Raw genomic sequence first — 17,925 nt, 5'->3', positions numbered from 1 at the left:
ATGCTGGTGGCTCTTGGCCCTGTTTTGCTGGGCGCCCTGATCGCACTTGATGTTGACCCAATGCTTTCGGTTCTGGCCATTGCCGGTATCACCAATATTGGTTGCAACCTGACAACCTATAGCCACGCTAGAAACCCTTTGCTGATGGGATACGGTTATCACACTGATGGAGAATGGATGAAGACCGGACTGGTAATTTCCATTGTCGGGATGATTATTTTCATGACCATCGGACTGTTATGGTGGGGAGTACTGGGAACCTGATAGGAAAGGAAGAAGAACGGTGGAGGCTGATTGCCTCCACCGCCAAAGCAATTACACGACCTCAAACAATCCTGCCGCGCCCATTCCACCACCCACGCACATGGTGACAACAACGTATTTCACTCCACGACGCTTGCCTTCAAGCAATGCGTGGCCAACCATTCTGGCACCTGACATACCAAATGGATGACCAACGGAAATAGCACCACCATTGACGTTCAGGTTTTCGCTGGGAATGCCCAGTTTGTCCTGACAGTACAAGACCTGGGAAGCAAAGGCTTCATTGAGTTCCCAAAGACCAATATCGTCCATTTTCAGACCGTTGCGCTTCAACAGTTTGGGAATGGCGAATACTGGACCAATACCCATTTCATCAGCGCTGCAACCGGCAACAGCCAGGCCACGATAGATCCCTAATGGATCAAGACCTTTTTGTTCTGCCAGCGTACTGCTCATTAATACAGAAGCTGATGCGCCATCAGACAGCTGGGAAGCATTACCCGCTGTGATAAAACGCCCTTCCTTAACCCACTGACCGTCCTTGAAGACTGGCTGAAGACCTGAGAGGCTCTCCAGCGTAGTGCTCGGACGATTGCACTCATCGGCACCAAGGATAACCTTTTCGTAGGTTGTCTCTTTGGTTTCCCTGTTGAACACCGCTTTCGTGGTGGTCATTGGCACAATTTCTTGATCGAACAGACCATCACGCTGAGCCTGGGCAGTTCGCATCTGGCTCTGATAACTGTATTCGTCCTGAGCTTCGCGGGAAATACCATAGCGGTCAGCTACGATCTCACCGGTCTCAATCATAGGAATATAAGCGGTGGCATCCTGCTCCAACACCAGTTTGGACTGGTTGCGATAGACATTCTTATGCTTGTTCTGAACCAGAGAGATGGATTCAAGACCACCGGCAACAGCCACATCAATCTCGTCACACATGATGCTTTTGGCTGCTGTGGCAATAGTCATCAAACCCGAAGAGCATTGACGCTCCATAGCCATGCCGGCTACTGAGTCTGGCAGACCACCTGCCACAGCACAAAGACGACCAAGGTTGTATGACTGAGTTCCCTGCTGGGCAGCAGCCCCCATCAGAACATCATCCACTTCACCGGGCTCAATACCAGCTCTTTCTACAGCTTCCCTGACAACATGGCCACCCATGGCAGGCGCTTCAGTATCATTGAAGGCTCCACGAAAAGCTTTACCAATGGCAGTACGTGCAGTGGATACAATAACAGCTTCTTTCATATCAGGTTCCTTGACGTAATGGTTGTTATTCTGGCTTGTTATTCTGGATAGTAACGAGAAATGGTATCCACGACGCAGGCAGGACGATCTTCATCTTCTACTTCCACTGTGACTCTCACAGTAGACTGAATTCCACCTTTGACTTCTTCTACCTGCACCAGTTCTCCGACACCACGTACACGAGAACCGACTTTGACTGTGTTAGGGAAACGTACTTTTTCGCAGCCATAGTTAACGCCCATCTTAATGCCCTGAACGTCGACAATGTCTGGTAAAAACAGATTGACCAGTGACAGGGTCAGGTAACCATGGGCAATACAGGCGCCAAACGGTCCATTCTTTGCCTTCACAGGATCCACATGAATCCACTGATGATCGCCGGTCGCTTCAGCAAACAGGTTAATGCGCTCCTGATCGACTTTCAGCCAGTCGCTGGTACCCAGTACTTCACCGACCTTATCTTTCATATCCAGAGGCGATTTAAAAACCGTGGTCGCTTTCTTTTGGCTCATGGCTGTTTGTTGGCTCATGGCTGTTATGCCCTCTGACTACTGGCTGAAATCACTTCACCAGCCAGGTAGGAACTGTAATCACTGGCCAGGAACATCATGATATTGGCGATCTCCCAAACTTCCGCAGCACGACCAAAAGCTTCACGGGAAGCCAGTTGATCCAGAAGGTCCTGTGGTGCTGACTTTCTCAGGAAATCATGCAGGGCAATACTGGGGCTTACAGCATTAATGCGAATACCGTATTCAGCCGCTTCAACGGCTGAGCAACGCGTCAGCGCCATGACACCGGCTTTGGCTGCAGCATAGTGAGCCTGTTCTTTCTGAGCGCGCCAGCCAAGAACAGAAGCATTGTTAACGATGGCGCCAGACTTGCGCTCCATCATTTTTGGCAGCATGGCTCGGGTCATTCGCATGGTGCCAGTCAGAGTAACATCCAGAACCCGGTCCCATTCTTTATCTTCCATTTCTACCAGCAATTTGGAGCCACCCAGCCCGGCGTTGTTAATCAACACATCAACACCCGACAACTGTTGTTCTGCGGCTGCAATCAATGACTGAACGTCGTCTTCTACAGTGACATTGCAGACATGGGTATAAACAGCTTCCATCCCGGTTTCATCTTTAATCTTTTCAGCCGCTTCATTCAAACGACCGTCATGAATGTCGCTGATCATCAGGGCACGACATCCCTCTTCAGCCGCCTTGATGGCCGCTGCATAACCGATACCGGCACCGGCGGCCGCAGTAATCAAAACAGACTTGCCCGCCAGCAGATTGTGCCCTTTGACGTACTCAGGAATCAGCATATCTGATCCGCTCCTTTCTTTAATTCTTATTAAAACTGTTAACGGATAACTGTCTGCTTCTATCGGCCTTTAGGCTCTTTGGGCATCCCCAATGCACGTTCAGCGATAATGTTCCGCTGGATCTCATTGGTGCCACCGTAGATAGTGTCAGAGCGGGTGAACAGGTACATAGACTGAAGCCGGTCCAACTCATAAGGACCTTCCGGCAGAATTTCAGACTCAGCGCCCCGAACGTCCATGGCCAGCTTGCCAAGATCAGAATGCCAGGTCGCCCAGTACAGCTTGTAAATCATGGCTTCTTTCTGCAGGCTGCCATCCTGAGGACCGGATAACATTCTCAGAGAGTTGTACCGCATGATGCGAAGGCCCATCCAGGCATCAGCAATTCGCTGTCGTATGGCTGGATCTTCGGCAGCACCGCTTTCCTGAGCCGCTTTAATCACTTCGTCCAGCTCATTCTGGAAATGCATTTGCTGACCCAGTGTGGAGACACCCCGCTCAAAACCAAGCAAAGCCATAGCGATCTTCCAGCCTTCGCCTGGTTTACCGACTATGTTGTCTGCATCAGTGACTGCGTCATCAAAGAAGACTTCATTAAACTCGGAAGTACCCGTTAACTGTTCAATTGGGCGAACTTCGATATTGGGCTGATCCATGGGCACCAGCAGGAACGATAATCCTTTGTGCCCCTGACTGCCGGGCTCGGTTCTGGCGATCACAAAACACCAGTCAGATTCATGAGCCAGAGATGTCCAGACTTTCTGACCACTGATCTTCCATTGTGCTTTTTCTCCAGCGAGGCCTTCATCCAGAACCGCCTTGGTCTTAACATTGGCCAGGTCAGAACCTGCACTGGGTTCGGAATAGCCCTGACACCAGTACTCTGTGCCATCGACAATCCCCGGAAGGAACCTTTTTTTCTGTTCCTCGGTACCAAACGCGATGATGGTCGGTCCTGCCAGACCTTCACCAATATGTCCCATATGGCCCGGCCCACCAACACGGGCATATTCTTCGTGGAAGATCACCTGTTGGTTAATAGAAAGACCACGACCGCCGTGTTCTTCTGGCCAGCCCGGGCACGTCCACCCGGCTTTGGCCATGTGCTGCTCCCAGACTTTTCGTTCTTCTGGAAACATATGCTCATCACCGGGTCCACCACGATGACGCAGCTGTTCAAACTCACCCTTCAGATTCTCTTTCAACCAGGTGGCAATCTCTTCACGAAACTGTTCGTCTTCAGGACTGAAGCTGATTTTCATTGTTGTAATCTCCCCTGAATTTACAGAATCTGCTGAGCAATTTTTTCACGGTGATAAGCACCGTTACCGAGGAATGTTTCCGTGGACTTGGCGCGTTTGAAGTAGAGATGGGGATCGTATTCCCAGGTAAATCCAACACCACCATGAAGCTGGATAGCTTCGGCAGCACAATGGAAGAAAGCATCAGAACAGTAGGCTTTTGCCAGAGCAGAGGCAACGGGCAACTCATCGCCCACCGCACTTTCAAACAGTGCCTCTTGAGCCACACAGGCTGCGTAATAAATAGCCGAACGGGAACACTCAACCTGAACCATCATGTCAGCGGCTCGATGTTTAATGGCCTGAAAACTGGCAATGGTTCGACCGAACTGAACCCTTTCCTGGGTGTATTCGACGGTCAGATCCAACGCCTGTCGAGCACCACCGCATTGTTCAGCAGAAACTGCGACAGCGGCCAGCTGCAGAATTTTTTCAAGATCCGTCCAGGCCTCACCGGCATTACCCAGAAGTGAATCCGCACTGATAAAGACATTATTCAGAGAGATTTCTGCCTGCTTTCGGGTCTGATCCATAGTCGGCGTCCACTTTCGGGTGACACCCTCCGTATCAGCAGGCAGAGCAAACAGACTGATACCGTTCTGACCTTCAGAGTCCTGACTGCGGGCAGCAACTACTAGAAGATCCGCCGTGTGCCCGTCGGGCACATATTGGTAGGTACCGCTAAGCACAAAGCCATCGCCTTCTTTTTGGGCAATAACATCAACGGCTTTTGCGTCCCAACGATTTCGAGAGGTATAAGCCAGAGTCGCGGTCAGACTGCCTTCTGCTATCTGTGGCAACCATTGTTGCTTCTGGGCTTCATTACCAGCCACCAGCAATGCATTGACGCCCAGACCCACTGTAGAAGAGAAAGGAGAACACAGCAGACGCCGGCCCATTTCCTCCAGCAAAATGGTCAGTTCAACATAACCCAGTCCAAGACCGCCATACTCTTCCGGAATGGTTAAAGCCTGCCAGTACATTTCTGTACAGATACGTTGCCACAACTCGGAGTCAAAACCGGCTTCGGTAACCATGGCTGACCGAACCGCTTCTGAAGTGGAAACGTCCTGAAGAAAACTTTCGGCTGAATCCCGGATCATTTCCTGTTCATCGGTGAAAGCGAACTCCATCCCCAGCGACCCTCTTATCATTCTTGTTCTGCGGCTGCACGCCGCTCATTGAGGCATACTGTGGCTTGAAAGACACTTTGGTTAATCGTTCGAATGGACGATTTGCCCCATCCCCTTGAAAAAGGCCCAAAGCGACAGCACTATCAATAGAACCAACAAAAACAGATGACTCATGTGCGAAAGCAAGCCCTCAAAGAAACGTTGAAAAGAACTGGCAACAAGGCGAGAGACCTGGCCAGTTCCACATCAGACGCTGTGGCTGCGGGTGTTGACCGCCTGCTCGATAAAAGAATCTGTCTGGGAGTTACCGGTTTCAGTGGCAGCGGCAAAACCACCCTGATCACCAGTCTGATCCATCAACTGCGTTACTATCCTGATGCGGCTCTTACCGCTTTGCCTCCGGCCCTGCAGGATCGTTTGCTGGGTGTTGAAATATCCCCCCTCAAAGATCTTCCCCTGTTTCCTTATCAGGACGGAGTCAATGCCCTCAACAGAGAAGCATGGCCCAGTGCCACACGTCAGGAATCAGGCTGTCTGCTGGAAATAAAATACCGTGCCCGCAGCCATCTGATCCCAGGAAAAAAACCTGGCATTGGCCACCTCTACCTCGAAATACACGACTATCCAGGTGAATGGCTGCTGGATCTTCCTTTGTTGAATATGACTTATGAAGACTGGTGTCAGCAAAGCCGAAAGCTGGCAGCAACCCTGTCTGACGATCCCTTTATCGATCTGTTGAAAGCCCTGGACCCTCTGGAACCTCTGAGTGAATGGACCCTGAGTTCATTGTGGCAGCAACAGCTGGAATTTTTGAGACGCTGCCAGCAAAAAGGGCTGACCATGATCCAGCCCGGAAGATTGCTGCACATAGCGCCTGACAGCCCTGAGAGTGGTTTTCCGTTTATTCCACTGCCGCAACTGGCGGCATTAAGTGAAGAAGAAAAGTCCGGGGCACCCGACAATGCGCTGTTCCGGGTTTGTGACAAACACTATCAGCATTATCTGAACGAGTGGGTCAAACCCTTCTACAAAAATACCTTTCAACGCATTGACCGTCAGCTGGTTCTAGTTGATGTCCTCAGGAGTCTGAACCAGGGTCAGGAGGCTATGGAAAACCTGAAGCTATCGCTGACCCAGGTTCTTCAAAACTTTGAATACGGCACCAACAATATGATTCGCCGGCTGATTCAGCCTCGTATTGGCCGGATTGTTTTCGCTGCCAGCAAAATCGATCAGGTCTTACCCGATCAGCATGAACAAGTGCGATCTCTCACCGCCTCTCTGGTCCGGGAGTCACAACGCCAGGCTACGTTCAAGGAGGTGGATATTCGCTGTGAAGCTATCGCTTCTGTTCGCTCCACAACCTACGCCGACCATCAGGGCCAGAAGGTACTAAAGGGCAATACAGAGGACGGTCCAGGCCTTCTTCTCCACCCTCCCCTGCCGGAACAATACCCCGACAATGAATACTGGCAAAACTGCAAACAGTGGCAACTGCGCAACCTGCTGCCTCCTGCCGGGCTGAAACTGAACAACGGAAGCCGGTTACCTCATATCCGCCTGGACAGCGTTTTGAATGATCTGCTGGGAGATAAATTCCAATGAAACCCACTCAAGAGAAAGACGACTTCTTTATCCCACTGGATCAAAGTGTTGAACTGGAAACCCCGGAATCCCTGAGCGATGATCAGGATCTGCCGTTATTAAGTGATCCCTCACTTTCACTCAAGCCTTTGCGTTTTTTGAGTCGTGCGGCCAAAGGCATTCTGGCCCTGATTACCGTGCTGGCTACCTGGCAGACGGTGGAGTTCTTCCACTTTCTTTCTCAGGCTCACTGGTCTCTGGCAGCACTATTTGGCTTGCTGATTGCTGGCCTGACAGGGGTTCTGGGAAAAGCTGCCTGGGAATACTTTGGCTACCAGAAAGACTTCAAAGGCGTCGACCAGTTACAGTCCAGTGCCGAAGGTCTCCTGAAAGCCCGGTCTTCCGGACAATCCAAGTCCTGGCTGGCAAAATTGAACGCACTCTATCGGAACAAGCCTCATCAGCCCTTGCTGGAAAAGGCCCTGAGCACTCTGCCCGATTACGCCGATGATGCTGAAACTCTCCAGCACCTGGATCAACACTTATTCCGAAACCTGGATCAACAGGCTATCTCCAGAATTTCCCGTCACAGTCAGCAAACAGCCATTATGGTGGCAATCAGCCCACTGGCACTGTTGGATATGGTGCTGTCTGGCTGGCGCTGCCTGAAGATGCTGGATGAAATCTGTCAGATTTATGGCCTGCGTCCTTCCCTGCCTGCAAGAATGAAACTGTTAAAGATGATTCTTACCCAGATGGCCCTGGCTGGCAGTACGGATCTGATCACTGACCAACTGGCAGACCTGACCTCCAGCAAACTCATCAGCACAATCAGTACTCAGGCCGCCACGGGAGCCGGTATTGGTTTCTATACCGCAAGGATCGGTTTTCTGGCCATGGAGCTATGCCGTCCGGTGCCTTTTGCAGAGGGACAACGACCGGGAATGGGGAAAATGGCGAAGGAGATCATTAGCTCAATCAGAGCCCGGTTCCAGAAGGATGAGAACTAGCTTTTTACTTGCATTGCTTTGAGTTGCACTGGCCGGGCCAGCGACCTTCTTTTTTCAAACGGACCTTTGTCATCCAGTCATAGGTCCATTTCAAGAACTGTTTCAAGCCCGGCAGGCTCATAACCCAACCCAGCCAGGCCCAGGCAGATAACTCTTTGAGCAAGAGAGAGTAACTGTCAATGCTGGTATAGACCTGACCATCATCGGTCATAGCGTGCAATTCCAGGAGGGCTTTCTGTGGATCAATTCCCCACTCTTCCAGCACCTTTTCCTGCCCGGTAATGTCAAACCATTCAACTTCATTGCGGAATCGGGCATTACGCCAGCGCTTAACTTCCTTCACACAAAGAGGGCAGAGACCATCATACAGAACCCTTATTGTCATCGTATCTATCTCCTAGGCGCTCAGCTGCCTGACGAATTGTCTTCAAGGCCTGCTCTGTGTCTATTGTACGCTCAGTAAACCAGGGATGCTCTAAAGCCTTCGCGGGCGTCATCCGCATCTCGGGTACCGGATGCAACAAACCATTGATCATGTCCGTAAGCTGACTTTTACTTTTCTTCATCTCTTCTGCTGACGCTATCAGATGCCCCAAATCCTCTACTGTTTCTTTATCCGGAGTCGTTAATTTGCTGTAGAGCAATCGCTTGATAGTCTGGACATCATGAAACGACAATGCACCATCCAACAGCCCTTTAACGGTCTCACTGTCATCAGCATTCAATTTCCCTTTCAGCATTTTCTTGATTTGCAAAACATCACTGACGCTTAAATTTCCATCCAGTAATTTAATGATTCCTTGAATATCATCACTGGAGGTCAGTTGGCTGTTCAGGTTAAAGTCCTTTAACTTCATACGTTCAGATTCGGCTTCCAGATCACCCTCTGTCCATTCAGGACTGACGGGTATCATTGCCTGTTTGTGACTGCCATCGGGATTCGGCTTCTGATACTCAAGAAATGCCCTGAGCACTTCAAAAGCAGACTCAGATCGTTGAGTCAGAGTATATTTACCCCAGGGCTCTGCGCCATTGGTAAATGAGTGCGTATGAAGCTGACCATGACTGGTCAAACACCGATAAAGATGCTGACCCTGAGCAAAAGCGTCCGTCGCATAACTGGCTTTAACCTCATCTTTTTTCAGTAACTCCGACCGGTACAATTCTGGAGAGGCATAGTCTTCATGGCTATAACTGGCTTTCTCACCTTTTTCTTTGGCTCCACCAAAATCAATCAGTTTCAAGTGACCTCTTTTTAAATCGATCATTACGTTGTTGGGCTTGAGATCGTTATGAACAATGCCTTTCTTATGCAAATGATCCAGCGCCTGGAATTTCTCATACTCCATAAATGCCAATACATTGAAGAACTCCTGACTACTGAGCCTGCCATTCCCATAGAGATCAATCAAAACCGTCATCACACTGTCCTGGGAAGGGCCTTCAACCAATTCCGTCAGGAGCCCTCTGACACCATCAACCTTGTCCATCCCATAGCTTCTGACAATATTTGGATGATCTCCCAGCTTCTTTAAAATCCCGGCCTCCAACTCACCCTCACTGCCCAAACGAGCGTGTTTTAATGCAAAGTGTTCTTGCTCACCCTCACTCTTGCTTTGTGTCACCCGAAAGACGGTCGCGAAGCGCCCTGTACCCAGCGTTTTCTTATCCAGAAAAGCCGTTTCATTCAAAGGCGAAGCCAACAGAAAGACATCATCTTCAGGAAACAGCTCGGTATCACTGAATCCGCCTGGGGTTGAAGGGTAGGAAGACACTGAATACTCGGACATTTCTCCAAAATCCGAGACTGATTTCGAAGCATTTTCTATCAGATTGCTGGTCTTCACATCATTCAGCATGACTTTCTTACTCAGCCACTTACCCTGTTTCTTCTGCTCCGGAGACAGCGAGTCAGTATCCTTGGAAACCCCCTTTGACACGATGGTGGCAGGCCCTGGCTTTTTTCCTGGAATATCCACAGATCTCCCCTAAATATCTTCGAACTTTAAAGGAGTGCATCGGCAGAGAAGAGGGGCAATTAACGGGAACGAGTGGGCTAACTGGAAATGATCAGAGGGATACTAAATAGGAATAAGAGAGAGATTTAGTCACGAAAAGCGAGATCAAACCTGAGCGTTCTAAGCTTTTCGGTATATTCCACAAAATCCAGATGCCCGATTAGCTCGTCAATAGTAACGGAAATGGGGACTTCTTTCTTTTTGGGCTCGATTTTTTCCAGCTGGCTCAGCTGCTTCTTGATCTTCAGCATTTTCTCGCGGGTTTCCTGCACATCCTGTTCAGGAACGGTGGCTTCAGCCGCCGGGCTTTCATGGATAGTCGCGATGATTTCTGCTCTGACTAAGGCCGGAGACATCAGCAATGTCAGCAACAGAATTTGGATAATTCGGGTTAGACTCGTCATGGATGGATACAGCTCTGTTTTTGATTTTATACTGCGTTGGCAATCCACTTGACTGCCCTCTGGCTCAGTTTGACCCCTGCCGGATATTTGTCTGGAGTTCCATCTGAGTACGGCTTTGATTTAATAGGTATTTTTACCTAAGGTCAAGAAACTGTGACATGGTTAGCTATATTTTACATTCCTGTAACATTAGTCATTTGACTTATATTTATGACACAGGTAACAGGTGAACGGTAGGATAGTCATAAGTAGAATAATCAGGGAAGAAAAGTATGAATCGATTCCCCATAGCAGGCCTGCTGTTTTTTGGACTCTTTGCCGCCTTCTGTATACAGCTGGTTTTTCTTATTGAAAAAGCAGATCAGCTCGACAAAGCCACCGCTCAGATCATGAACGCCAAGCGCTTTCAGCAGACAGCCCCCGTACTGGAAGAAAATTGTCCTGACCTGAATATCAAGGAAGCCTACCGAATACAACAAAAGACAGTGGATCTTCAACTGGTAGAAGGTCAACGTATTATTGGCTACAAAGCAGGCTTAACCCATGAGCAAGGGCAACAGACTTTTGGACTTTCCGAGCCTGTAACGGGAGCCTTGCTTTCTGATGCTCAATGGCAGAATGACCGGGATTATCCGGTCAGCCAGGGAAGTCGAATCATGATAGAACAGGAGCTGGCCTTCAAACTGGACCGCCCTGTAAGACAGTACGTTCAAAATACTGAAGCACTTCGTGCCTTTATTTCAGAGGTAGCCCCGCCATCGAACTCCCCGATCCGGGTTTTGACGGACAACCCAGAGGTGTGGACATCATTGCCAATAATGTCGCTAACAAAGCCTTCTATATCGGACAGTGGCAAACTATTCCCGATAATCTCAATACTCCGGCCTTATCATTAAGCTGCAATGGTCAAACTCTGAGTCAGACCACCTCCGGAAATACCATGGAAGGACAGTGGCAGGCTTTGTTATGGATGGTTAATCAACAGCTGAAGCCGGGATACCCTCTCAAGAAAGGGCATGTTCTGATGACGGGCAATCTAGGAGCCTGTTGCCGGGGAAACCCTGTGAGTATAAAGCTGATTTTGCTCACCTTGGAGCCATCGAATTTACTCTGACACAATAAAAAAGCCCCTGAACCTTTCAGGGGCTACTGTCATTTATTCAGCAAACGCCTTCCCTTCAGCAATCCTGCCACCCAGAGCTGCCAGCAGTGCTGCAGATGAGCCCAGAACCATTTCCAACTGTCTGGCCCAGAGGCAATATCGCCAGAGGTGATAGTCTTTATCAATTCCGGTACCTCCATGCAAATGCTGGGATGCATAGCTGACACGATGTCCGGTATCTCCCGCCCAGATTTTGGCCATCAGGACTTCATTAGTGGCCTCTTTTTCCGAGTCCAGCATAGACACGGCTTGATAAGTGGTCAGCTTCAGACAGGTGACATCAATAAAGCAATCTGCCGCCCGATGCTGCACGGCCTGGAAAGAGCCCACAGGCACTCCGAACTGCACTCGTTCACAGGTATAACCTGCCGTGATTTTCATGCACTGGCCGACAACACCTACCTGCATGGCACAGCTGGCAGCAACCGTTCGCTCTGCAATCCAGAGTGCAGCAGCCTGGCCTTCAGGTCCGGCGACCAATACATCTTCTTCAGCCACCAGAGCTTCGCTCAGAACCACTTCGAACCAGGGTTCACGAGTCGTAGAAACCTCGCGGTTCAACTCAACACCCTCAGCGTTAGGGTCCAGCAGAAAAACACCGACGTCCTCACCTACTTTTGCCGTGACCAGAATGCGTTGGGCTTTATGAGCAAAAGGTACGGCAATTTTGCTCCCTGTCAGCTTGAAACCTGTGCCTGCGGGCTCTGCAACTGTTGCTGGGGCAGAAGGACATTCTGCCAGCGCTTCTGAAAGACCCGCTGTAATCAGTTTCTTCCCGGTGACTATGTCGGGTAACAAACGTTTCTGCTGTTCCGGGGAACCAAACTTCTGAACGGGCAAGGCCCCACTGACCAGCACAGGGATAACCGGGGCAGCGGCAACGGTTCTGCCTATTTCTTCAATAAAGAGACTGAGTTCAGTGAAACCGAAGCCCATACCACCATTGTCTTCTGATATCGCAACGCCCAACAGACCCGATTCAGCCAGCTGTGCCCAGAGCTTATCGTCGAAACGATCTTCCTGCTGGTCTATGGCATTCAGGCGCTCTGTTGTCGAAAGATCAGTGAGAATCTGGTTGGCCAGATTCTGGACTTCTTTCTGGGTGTCGTTAAATGAAAAATCCATAATGATCGCTACCTTCTATTTTGGCGCTCTGGGCAACTTAACGTTTGGCTCTGGGCATACCCAAACCACCCCGGGCAATCAGGTCACGCTGAACTTCATTGGTGCCACCACCAAAGGTAATGATGGAAGCGGTCCGGTAGAGTTCTTCCAGACGGCCATTAAGCACTGACCCCTTGGAGTCACGGTGCAGAGTACTAGTGACACCCAGAACTTCTGCCAGGTTTCGATAGAACTCAACAAAAAACTCAGTGCCATAAACCTTGGCGGCTGAAGCATCTTCCATGGCCAGATTGCCCCGGGTCATTTCTGAAGCCTGTCGGTAACAGATCAGTTTCAAGGCTTCCAGGCCCGCACGGCATTTAGCCAGATTGATTTGAACCCAGGGTTGATCAATCACTGTCTTGCCACCGGGGATTTCTGTATCGCTGGCCCATTGCGTGACGTCATTGAACAGTTTCAGAAAGGAGCCTACATTCACCAGAGAAAGTCGCTCACGATTCAACTGTTCAAAAATCATCAGCATACCCATGCCTTCATCGCCGACCAGATGATCAGCAGGCACACGAACATTGTCGTAATAAGTAGCATTGGTACGAACATCACCCAGAGTATGCACAGGTGAACAGCTATACCCTTCTGCATCCGTAGGAACCAGAAAGATAGAAATGGCCGAGTGGCTTTTTACTTCGGGATCAAAATTGGTACGCGCCGCCAACCAGACATAATCAGCGTGATGCGCCAGAGAGGTCCACATTTTCTGGCCATTGATCACCCATTCATCACCGTCCTTTTTTGCCGTAGTCTTAAGAGACATCAGATCGGTTCCTGCTCCGGGTTCGGAATAGCCGATGCCCAGCATCATTTTCCCGCCCAGAATTTTCGAGACCAGCTCTTCTTTCATTCTCGCTGTCGCATACTTGGCAAGAATCGGCCCAACAGATTCAGTCGTCAGGAACGGAAAAGGAAAACCGGCCCTCATTACTTCCTCGACAAAGATAAACTGTTCCATCTCACTGAGACCACGACCACCCATATCTTCTGGCCAGCCCACACCAATCCAGCCATCCTGGCCCAGTTTGTCCATGGCTTTCCAGAAAAGGGGACCACCACCTTCACCCACTGCCCTGGATACTTCGGCGGTCAGTTCGGCGGTCATTAATTCGCTAAAATAGGCTCGCAGCTCCTGACGAAGTGCGTCCTGTTCAGGGGTAAATTCTATTTTCATTGCAGCACCTGAATTCCTTTCGCCCGTCGAAACAGCCGTGAGCTAAAAAGGGCGCAGAGACATTCTCTGTCTGTGCGCCCTCAGCAACTCAGATTTTATTGACTCAGTCAGACTCAGGCTTCTTCCAGAAGCTCATTGACGTGAGTGATACTGTCGGCGTATTCAAACAGCAGTCGCTCAACGACTCGACGACTGGATTCAATATCTTTGATTTGTCCCACCACCTGCCCAACCGGGTTGAACGCCACCTTCTGACACTCACCTTTAGCGGCATAATGGTGTGTACGACGGATACCATCAGCAGTCACCAATCCCTGCAAAGGCATTCCAAGTGGATCAGGGGTGTCTTCCTGTTCCCAGGCTTCCGTCCAGGCATTCTTAAGCATGCGACAAGGTTTACCGGTCCAGCTTCTGGAACGGATCGTATCTTCAGAGGTAGCGCTCAGGTAAGACTCTTTCTGGGCAGGTTCGGCTTCGGCTTCTTCAACGGTCAGCCAGAGAGAACCGGTCCAGACGCCCTGGGCACCCAGGCACATGGCAGCAGCCATTTGACGACCATCACCAATGCCACCAGCCGCCAGCACAGGCGTGTCGCCCACGGCATCGATAATCTGAGGCCAGAGAACAATAGAGCCCACATCACCGGTGTGGCCACCCCCTTCTCCGCCCTGGGCAATAATAAAGTCGAGACCGGCTTCCTTGTGCTGAACCGCTTGTTTAACACGCCCACACAGCGCACCGACCAAACGTCCAGAATCTTGAACCTGCTTGATAATGTCAGCAGGAGGCGTACCCAGAGCGTTAGCAATCAGTCGGCAGTTTGGACGCTCAAGCGCCACATTAATCAACTGGGAAGCCATGGCTTCGTTCCAACCCAACAGCCCCATCTCGTCGTCTTTGTCCGGCCATTCAGGTACTCCGTGTTCAGAGAGCAGTTTGGCCGCAAAATCATGGTGTTCCTGAGGAACCATACCTTTAAGCATGCTTTCCAGTTTATCAGGGTCCATCTCGCCCATACCTTCGTATTTCTGTGGAATAACCACATCAACACCGTAAGGCAGATCACCGATATGAGCATCAATCCAATCGAGCTCTTCCTTCAGTTTCTCAGGAGAAAAACCTACAGCACCCAACACACCCAGTCCGCCAGCTTTACTGACAGCAACCACTACGTCACGGCAATGAGTAAATGCAAAAATGGGTGTCTCTATCCCCAGTTTTTTACAGATTTCGGTTCTCATATTTCCAGCCTCGTTCTTATTATTTATATGCTGTGGCCCAATGAATTGGGCCGCATCATTTCAGGCTCATGGCTGCCTTTATTGCTCTTGTGGTGACGACTACTTAAAGCACCTAACGAGCAGAACAAACAGCTCCTGAGCCTGTCAGACTTAAGCTTTCGAGCTTGAAATTGACTTGAGTCTGACAGGCTCCTTATTTAACAAACTGAACGTTCTGGTCCAGTTCAGCCCGGCCAACGCGACATGCATTGGCAGGATGTTCCTTGTCTTCGTAACCAAACGAGATGCCAAACATCAGCTTCATACTGCTATCCACCTCCAGCTCTTCCCTCACGGTATCGCAGGCAAAACTCAGGGCTGTCTGGGGACAACTGGCAAGGCCATGAGCACTCAAACTCAGCATCAATGTCTGGGCATACATACCCAGATCCGCTGCTTCACGAATGCCAAACTGCTCAGGCAAAAACAGAAAAGCTGCATGAGGGGCGCCAAAGAAATCAAAGTTACGCATAAAGGCCTCATGCCTCGCTGCTTTATCGTCTCTGGCTATTCCCATTGCTGAATAGAGATCACTGGCCGCACCGTGCTGACGCTCTTTATAGAGACCGTCATAGCTTCCCAGATAGGGAAAATCCATCTGGTACAAGCCCTGATTCAAAGCATCTTGCAATTTTTTCCCCAATGCCCGACAGCGCAGTCCACTGACGACAGCGGTATGCCAGGGCTGGGTATTACAATTAGAGGGCGCTTTCTGTGCTTCCAGGAAGATTTTCTGCAACAGTATCTGGTCGGCCTGCTGTTCCGTGTAGGCCCGAACAGAACGTCGGTTATCAAGGATCTGTTGAAAAGCAGTACTGTGATCGGTGCTCATATGATTGAATGCGCCAGTCGATGCCAGCGCTTTGCCTCTGTCTTGTTCTCAACCATGATGCTCAGATGCGGTTCTGTAACGGCTCAAAACGACATCGGGATCATGGCAATTGGCTTATTATTCAAGGCTATTTGACGCATTTAAAACACGTGCTTTACCGTGCACACCTTGGTCCGAATCCACAACAACTTCATCGTTCAAACAGACGATGCCGGAACTCCAAAACCTCGACACTGGCGGGCTTTATTGGAGGTTTACAAATCTCTCTTTATCGTTATTATTAAGTCACCAACCTTAATGCGGTAGCGCTCTTAAACAGCCATGAGCTGAAAATGTCATTCACCCCGAACGAATGAACGGCTGTCATCCAGAACAAGCGGCATTTTCTTAATAAGGTGGGACATGGATTTAACGAGAATAATAAAAATGATATGGAATTTTTCAGCAGGAAAGGCGACTCCTGCCAAATACACAAATAGCCGAAAGCCCGGTTACAGAAACACTGCCTGCAAAGCCGGAACACTCCTCACTTCGCTTGCCCTGTCCATTTCAGCGGCTTCAGCCAACAGCCTTCCTCCTGAAAACCCTTACCTCGCTGACTCGACTTATCCGATCACACACGTCACCAGTGCCCAACAGGGAGCGATTGCAGTACAAGGACCTGAAGATAAAAACCGCCGCCTAACGGATGCCGAGAAGGAATATATCTACACGGGACCCAGTCATCTTATTTTCAGCATCTCCGGAAAATACGACAACGGTAAAAGAGTCATCTGGTCTTCCGGTTCAGATCGTCTGGTCAAGCAGGATTACGAGTCTTTTGAAGTCCTCGACACCGTCATGCTGCGTGAAGACGAAGGTTGGGATGAAGCCTGGTCAGAAGAACGCATGAAGAAGGTCGCATCAGGATGGGAACCTCTCAGAATTTATAACGCCTTGCAGGAAATGCTGCGATTTGCAGAAGCTGGCGGCATCTACCCTATGATGGATGCGGACAATAATTTCTACCTAGGCAGCACCGACGGCACCATTCAGGTTTATGGCGACAGTGTGCCAGGTGATCCATCTTCCACTATTTCCCTGAAACATCGCTATCAGATCAAAGCGCCCGTTACCGGCAAGGTTAATGGCTTTAACATCAGTTATGACGGTTATATTACGGCGGTAACAGACGACGGATGGATGGTCGCTATGAGTCGGGACTTCAAGGAGCAGTTCCAGATCAAGCTGGAAGGTGCACCTGATGAATCCTACAACAAGGAAGATCCGCTCAGCGGCTGGATTCGTAACTCCTTTGCTATGGAACCCAATGGTATGACCTATGTTGTCAGCCGGGATTTTCTTCATGGCATTAAATGGACAGGTAAAGGCTGGTCTCAGGATGCCAAAGACGGTGCCTGGATTGCTCCCTACTCCAATACCAAAGGTTTTGGATCAGGTTCCACTCCATCCCTGATGGGCTTTGGTGCAGAAGACAAACTGGTCGTGATCACAGACGGTGATGATCTGATGAACCTGACGCTCTTCTGGCGGGATGCCATTCCTGAAGACTGGAAAGGCCTACCAGGCGAAGATCGTCGTGTAGCCGGAAAAATAGCGGCCAACATGGCTCGTGAAGATCTGAAAAAAGTTCAATCAGAACAGTCTGTAGCGGTTTACGGTTATGGCGCTGTGATCGTCAATAATCAGCCACCCAGCCTGCCTTTCTACACTCCCGAGATTTTTGCCCCGGTATTTGTTGGCTTACTGGGCACCGAAGAGGATTACAAGCCGCACGGTATTCAGAAGTTTGTCTGGAATCCGGAACAACGGACCCTGAGCCAGCAATGGGTCAATAACCATATCAGCTCACCCAACTCCGTTCCGGTCATTGCTGCCTATAACAACATGGGCTCTTTTGAAAAATGAGTGGGTAACCATGTATATTTACCCACTTCACTCACCCCATTGAACTCACCTGAAGGCTCACATGGAAGACCTGTTTCAGACCGCTCTTGGCATTACCGCTCCTTGGT

17 protein-coding genes are annotated in these 17,925 nt (G+C 49.9%); 5 read left to right on the top strand and 12 right to left on the bottom strand.

The annotated features are described in order from the left end of the window. Positions 1 to 6: 6 nt before the first annotated feature. Positions 7 to 264, top strand: a complete 258-nt coding sequence (locus tag ACR2PX_RS24020; protein ID WP_434001882.1) for an anion permease — start codon at positions 7 to 9, stop codon at positions 262 to 264. Positions 265 to 315: 51 nt separating this feature from the next. Here ACR2PX_RS24020 and ACR2PX_RS24015 read toward each other — a convergent pair whose 3' ends face one another. Genes ACR2PX_RS24015 through ACR2PX_RS23995 form a run of 5 tightly spaced genes read right to left on the bottom strand, consistent with a single transcriptional unit; the run spans position 316 to position 5,291 of the window. Next, entirely contained in the window at positions 316 to 1,518 is a 1,203-nt protein-coding gene (locus tag ACR2PX_RS24015; RefSeq protein ID WP_434001881.1) for an acetyl-CoA C-acyltransferase, read from the bottom strand. Between the two features lie 38 nt (positions 1,519 to 1,556). After that, positions 1,557 to 2,048, bottom strand: coding sequence for a MaoC family dehydratase (locus ACR2PX_RS24010; protein ID WP_434001880.1), 492 nt, complete (start codon positions 2,046 to 2,048; stop codon positions 1,557 to 1,559). A gap of 5 nt (positions 2,049 to 2,053) precedes the next feature. Beyond that, on the bottom strand, positions 2,054 to 2,836 hold the full coding sequence (locus ACR2PX_RS24005) for an SDR family oxidoreductase (RefSeq protein ID WP_434001879.1): 783 nt from the start codon (positions 2,834 to 2,836) through the stop codon (positions 2,054 to 2,056). Positions 2,837 to 2,895: 59 nt separating this feature from the next. Continuing rightward, a complete protein-coding gene (locus ACR2PX_RS24000; RefSeq protein WP_434001878.1) occupies positions 2,896 to 4,098 on the bottom strand; it encodes an acyl-CoA dehydrogenase family protein in 1,203 nt (400 codons plus the stop codon). A 20-nt stretch (positions 4,099 to 4,118) separates the two neighbouring features. Beyond that, positions 4,119 to 5,291: an acyl-CoA dehydrogenase family protein gene (locus ACR2PX_RS23995; protein ID WP_434001877.1), complete on the bottom strand. Its 1,173-nt coding sequence runs from the start codon at positions 5,289 to 5,291 to the stop codon at positions 4,119 to 4,121. Positions 5,292 to 5,435: 144 nt separating this feature from the next. On the opposite strand from ACR2PX_RS23995, the gene ACR2PX_RS23990 reads away from it, so the two are divergent. Both ACR2PX_RS23990 and ACR2PX_RS23985 read left to right on the top strand, forming a co-directional pair. After that, complete coding sequence (locus tag ACR2PX_RS23990; protein WP_434001876.1) at positions 5,436 to 6,875, top strand: YcjX family protein; 1,440 nt, start codon at positions 5,436 to 5,438, stop codon at positions 6,873 to 6,875. Then, positions 6,872 to 7,864: a TIGR01620 family protein gene (locus ACR2PX_RS23985; RefSeq protein ID WP_434001875.1), complete on the top strand. Its 993-nt coding sequence runs from the start codon at positions 6,872 to 6,874 to the stop codon at positions 7,862 to 7,864. The genes ACR2PX_RS23990 and ACR2PX_RS23985 overlap by 4 nt, the downstream gene beginning before the upstream one ends. A 4-nt stretch (positions 7,865 to 7,868) precedes the next feature. On the opposite strand, the gene ACR2PX_RS23980 is transcribed toward ACR2PX_RS23985, so the two are convergent. From ACR2PX_RS23980 to ACR2PX_RS23970, 3 genes are all read right to left on the bottom strand, one after another. Next, a complete protein-coding gene (locus ACR2PX_RS23980) occupies positions 7,869 to 8,249 on the bottom strand; it encodes a thiol-disulfide oxidoreductase DCC family protein (protein ID WP_434001874.1) in 381 nt (126 codons plus the stop codon). Next, the gene (locus ACR2PX_RS23975; RefSeq protein ID WP_434001873.1) at positions 8,227 to 9,843 is read right to left on the bottom strand and encodes a serine/threonine-protein kinase; all 1,617 of its coding nucleotides are present in this window, start codon (positions 9,841 to 9,843) and stop codon (positions 8,227 to 8,229) included. The genes ACR2PX_RS23980 and ACR2PX_RS23975 overlap by 23 nt, the downstream gene beginning before the upstream one ends. A 125-nt stretch (positions 9,844 to 9,968) precedes the next feature. After that, positions 9,969 to 10,286, bottom strand: a complete 318-nt coding sequence (locus ACR2PX_RS23970) for a hypothetical protein (protein ID WP_434001872.1) — start codon at positions 10,284 to 10,286, stop codon at positions 9,969 to 9,971. 272 nt (positions 10,287 to 10,558) lie between these two features. Between ACR2PX_RS23970 and ACR2PX_RS23965 the strand changes: the two genes are divergently transcribed. After that, positions 10,559 to 11,182, top strand: a complete 624-nt coding sequence (locus tag ACR2PX_RS23965) for a hypothetical protein (protein WP_434001871.1) — start codon at positions 10,559 to 10,561, stop codon at positions 11,180 to 11,182. Positions 11,183 to 11,442: 260 nt separating this feature from the next. Here ACR2PX_RS23965 and ACR2PX_RS23960 read toward each other — a convergent pair whose 3' ends face one another. From ACR2PX_RS23960 to ACR2PX_RS23945, 4 genes are all read right to left on the bottom strand, one after another. Further along, on the bottom strand, positions 11,443 to 12,573 hold the full coding sequence (locus ACR2PX_RS23960; RefSeq protein ID WP_434001870.1) for an acyl-CoA dehydrogenase family protein: 1,131 nt from the start codon (positions 12,571 to 12,573) through the stop codon (positions 11,443 to 11,445). Between the two features lie 37 nt (positions 12,574 to 12,610). Beyond that, a complete protein-coding gene (locus ACR2PX_RS23955; protein WP_434001869.1) occupies positions 12,611 to 13,798 on the bottom strand; it encodes an acyl-CoA dehydrogenase family protein in 1,188 nt (395 codons plus the stop codon). Positions 13,799 to 13,911: 113 nt separating this feature from the next. Further along, entirely contained in the window at positions 13,912 to 15,039 is a 1,128-nt protein-coding gene (locus tag ACR2PX_RS23950; RefSeq protein ID WP_434001868.1) for a nitronate monooxygenase, read from the bottom strand. 193 nt (positions 15,040 to 15,232) lie between these two features. Continuing rightward, positions 15,233 to 15,910, bottom strand: coding sequence for a nitroreductase (locus ACR2PX_RS23945; RefSeq protein WP_434001867.1), 678 nt, complete (start codon positions 15,908 to 15,910; stop codon positions 15,233 to 15,235). A 426-nt stretch (positions 15,911 to 16,336) separates the two neighbouring features. Here ACR2PX_RS23945 and ACR2PX_RS23940 point away from each other — a divergent pair, with 426 nt between their 5' ends. Continuing rightward, a complete protein-coding gene (locus ACR2PX_RS23940; RefSeq protein ID WP_434001866.1) occupies positions 16,337 to 17,818 on the top strand; it encodes a hypothetical protein in 1,482 nt (493 codons plus the stop codon). Positions 17,819 to 17,925: the final 107 nt, after the last annotated feature.

This window comes from Endozoicomonas sp. (assembly GCF_051008435.1).
Classification (GTDB): Bacteria; Pseudomonadota; Gammaproteobacteria; order Pseudomonadales; family Endozoicomonadaceae; genus Endozoicomonas_A.
This window is presented reverse-complemented; position numbering and strand designations above follow the sequence as displayed.

What these genes read in the sequence shown, in the direction of transcription:
- ACR2PX_RS24015 (WP_434001881.1), bottom strand. Translation starts at nt 1,518, where the DNA reads ATGAAAGAAGCTGTTATTGTATCCACTGCACGTACTGCCATTGGTAAA.
- ACR2PX_RS24010 (WP_434001880.1), bottom strand. Translation starts at nt 2,048, where the DNA reads ATGAGCCAACAAACAGCCATGAGCCAAAAGAAAGCGACCACGGTTTTT.
- ACR2PX_RS24005 (WP_434001879.1), bottom strand. Translation starts at nt 2,836, where the DNA reads ATGCTGATTCCTGAGTACGTCAAAGGGCACAATCTGCTGGCGGGCAAG.
- ACR2PX_RS24000 (WP_434001878.1), bottom strand. Translation starts at nt 4,098, where the DNA reads ATGAAAATCAGCTTCAGTCCTGAAGACGAACAGTTTCGTGAAGAGATT.
- ACR2PX_RS23995 (WP_434001877.1), bottom strand. Translation starts at nt 5,291, where the DNA reads ATGATAAGAGGGTCGCTGGGGATGGAGTTCGCTTTCACCGATGAACAG.
- ACR2PX_RS23990 (WP_434001876.1), top strand. Translation starts at nt 5,436, where the DNA reads ATGACTCATGTGCGAAAGCAAGCCCTCAAAGAAACGTTGAAAAGAACT.
- ACR2PX_RS23985 (WP_434001875.1), top strand. Translation starts at nt 6,872, where the DNA reads ATGAAACCCACTCAAGAGAAAGACGACTTCTTTATCCCACTGGATCAA.
- ACR2PX_RS23980 (WP_434001874.1), bottom strand. Translation starts at nt 8,249, where the DNA reads ATGACAATAAGGGTTCTGTATGATGGTCTCTGCCCTCTTTGTGTGAAG.
- ACR2PX_RS23970 (WP_434001872.1), bottom strand. Translation starts at nt 10,286, where the DNA reads ATGACGAGTCTAACCCGAATTATCCAAATTCTGTTGCTGACATTGCTG.
- ACR2PX_RS23965 (WP_434001871.1), top strand. Translation starts at nt 10,559, where the DNA reads ATGAATCGATTCCCCATAGCAGGCCTGCTGTTTTTTGGACTCTTTGCC.
- ACR2PX_RS23960 (WP_434001870.1), bottom strand. Translation starts at nt 12,573, where the DNA reads ATGGATTTTTCATTTAACGACACCCAGAAAGAAGTCCAGAATCTGGCC.
- ACR2PX_RS23955 (WP_434001869.1), bottom strand. Translation starts at nt 13,798, where the DNA reads ATGAAAATAGAATTTACCCCTGAACAGGACGCACTTCGTCAGGAGCTG.
- ACR2PX_RS23950 (WP_434001868.1), bottom strand. Translation starts at nt 15,039, where the DNA reads ATGAGAACCGAAATCTGTAAAAAACTGGGGATAGAGACACCCATTTTT.
- ACR2PX_RS23945 (WP_434001867.1), bottom strand. Translation starts at nt 15,910, where the DNA reads ATGAGCACCGATCACAGTACTGCTTTTCAACAGATCCTTGATAACCGA.
- ACR2PX_RS23940 (WP_434001866.1), top strand. Translation starts at nt 16,337, where the DNA reads ATGATATGGAATTTTTCAGCAGGAAAGGCGACTCCTGCCAAATACACA.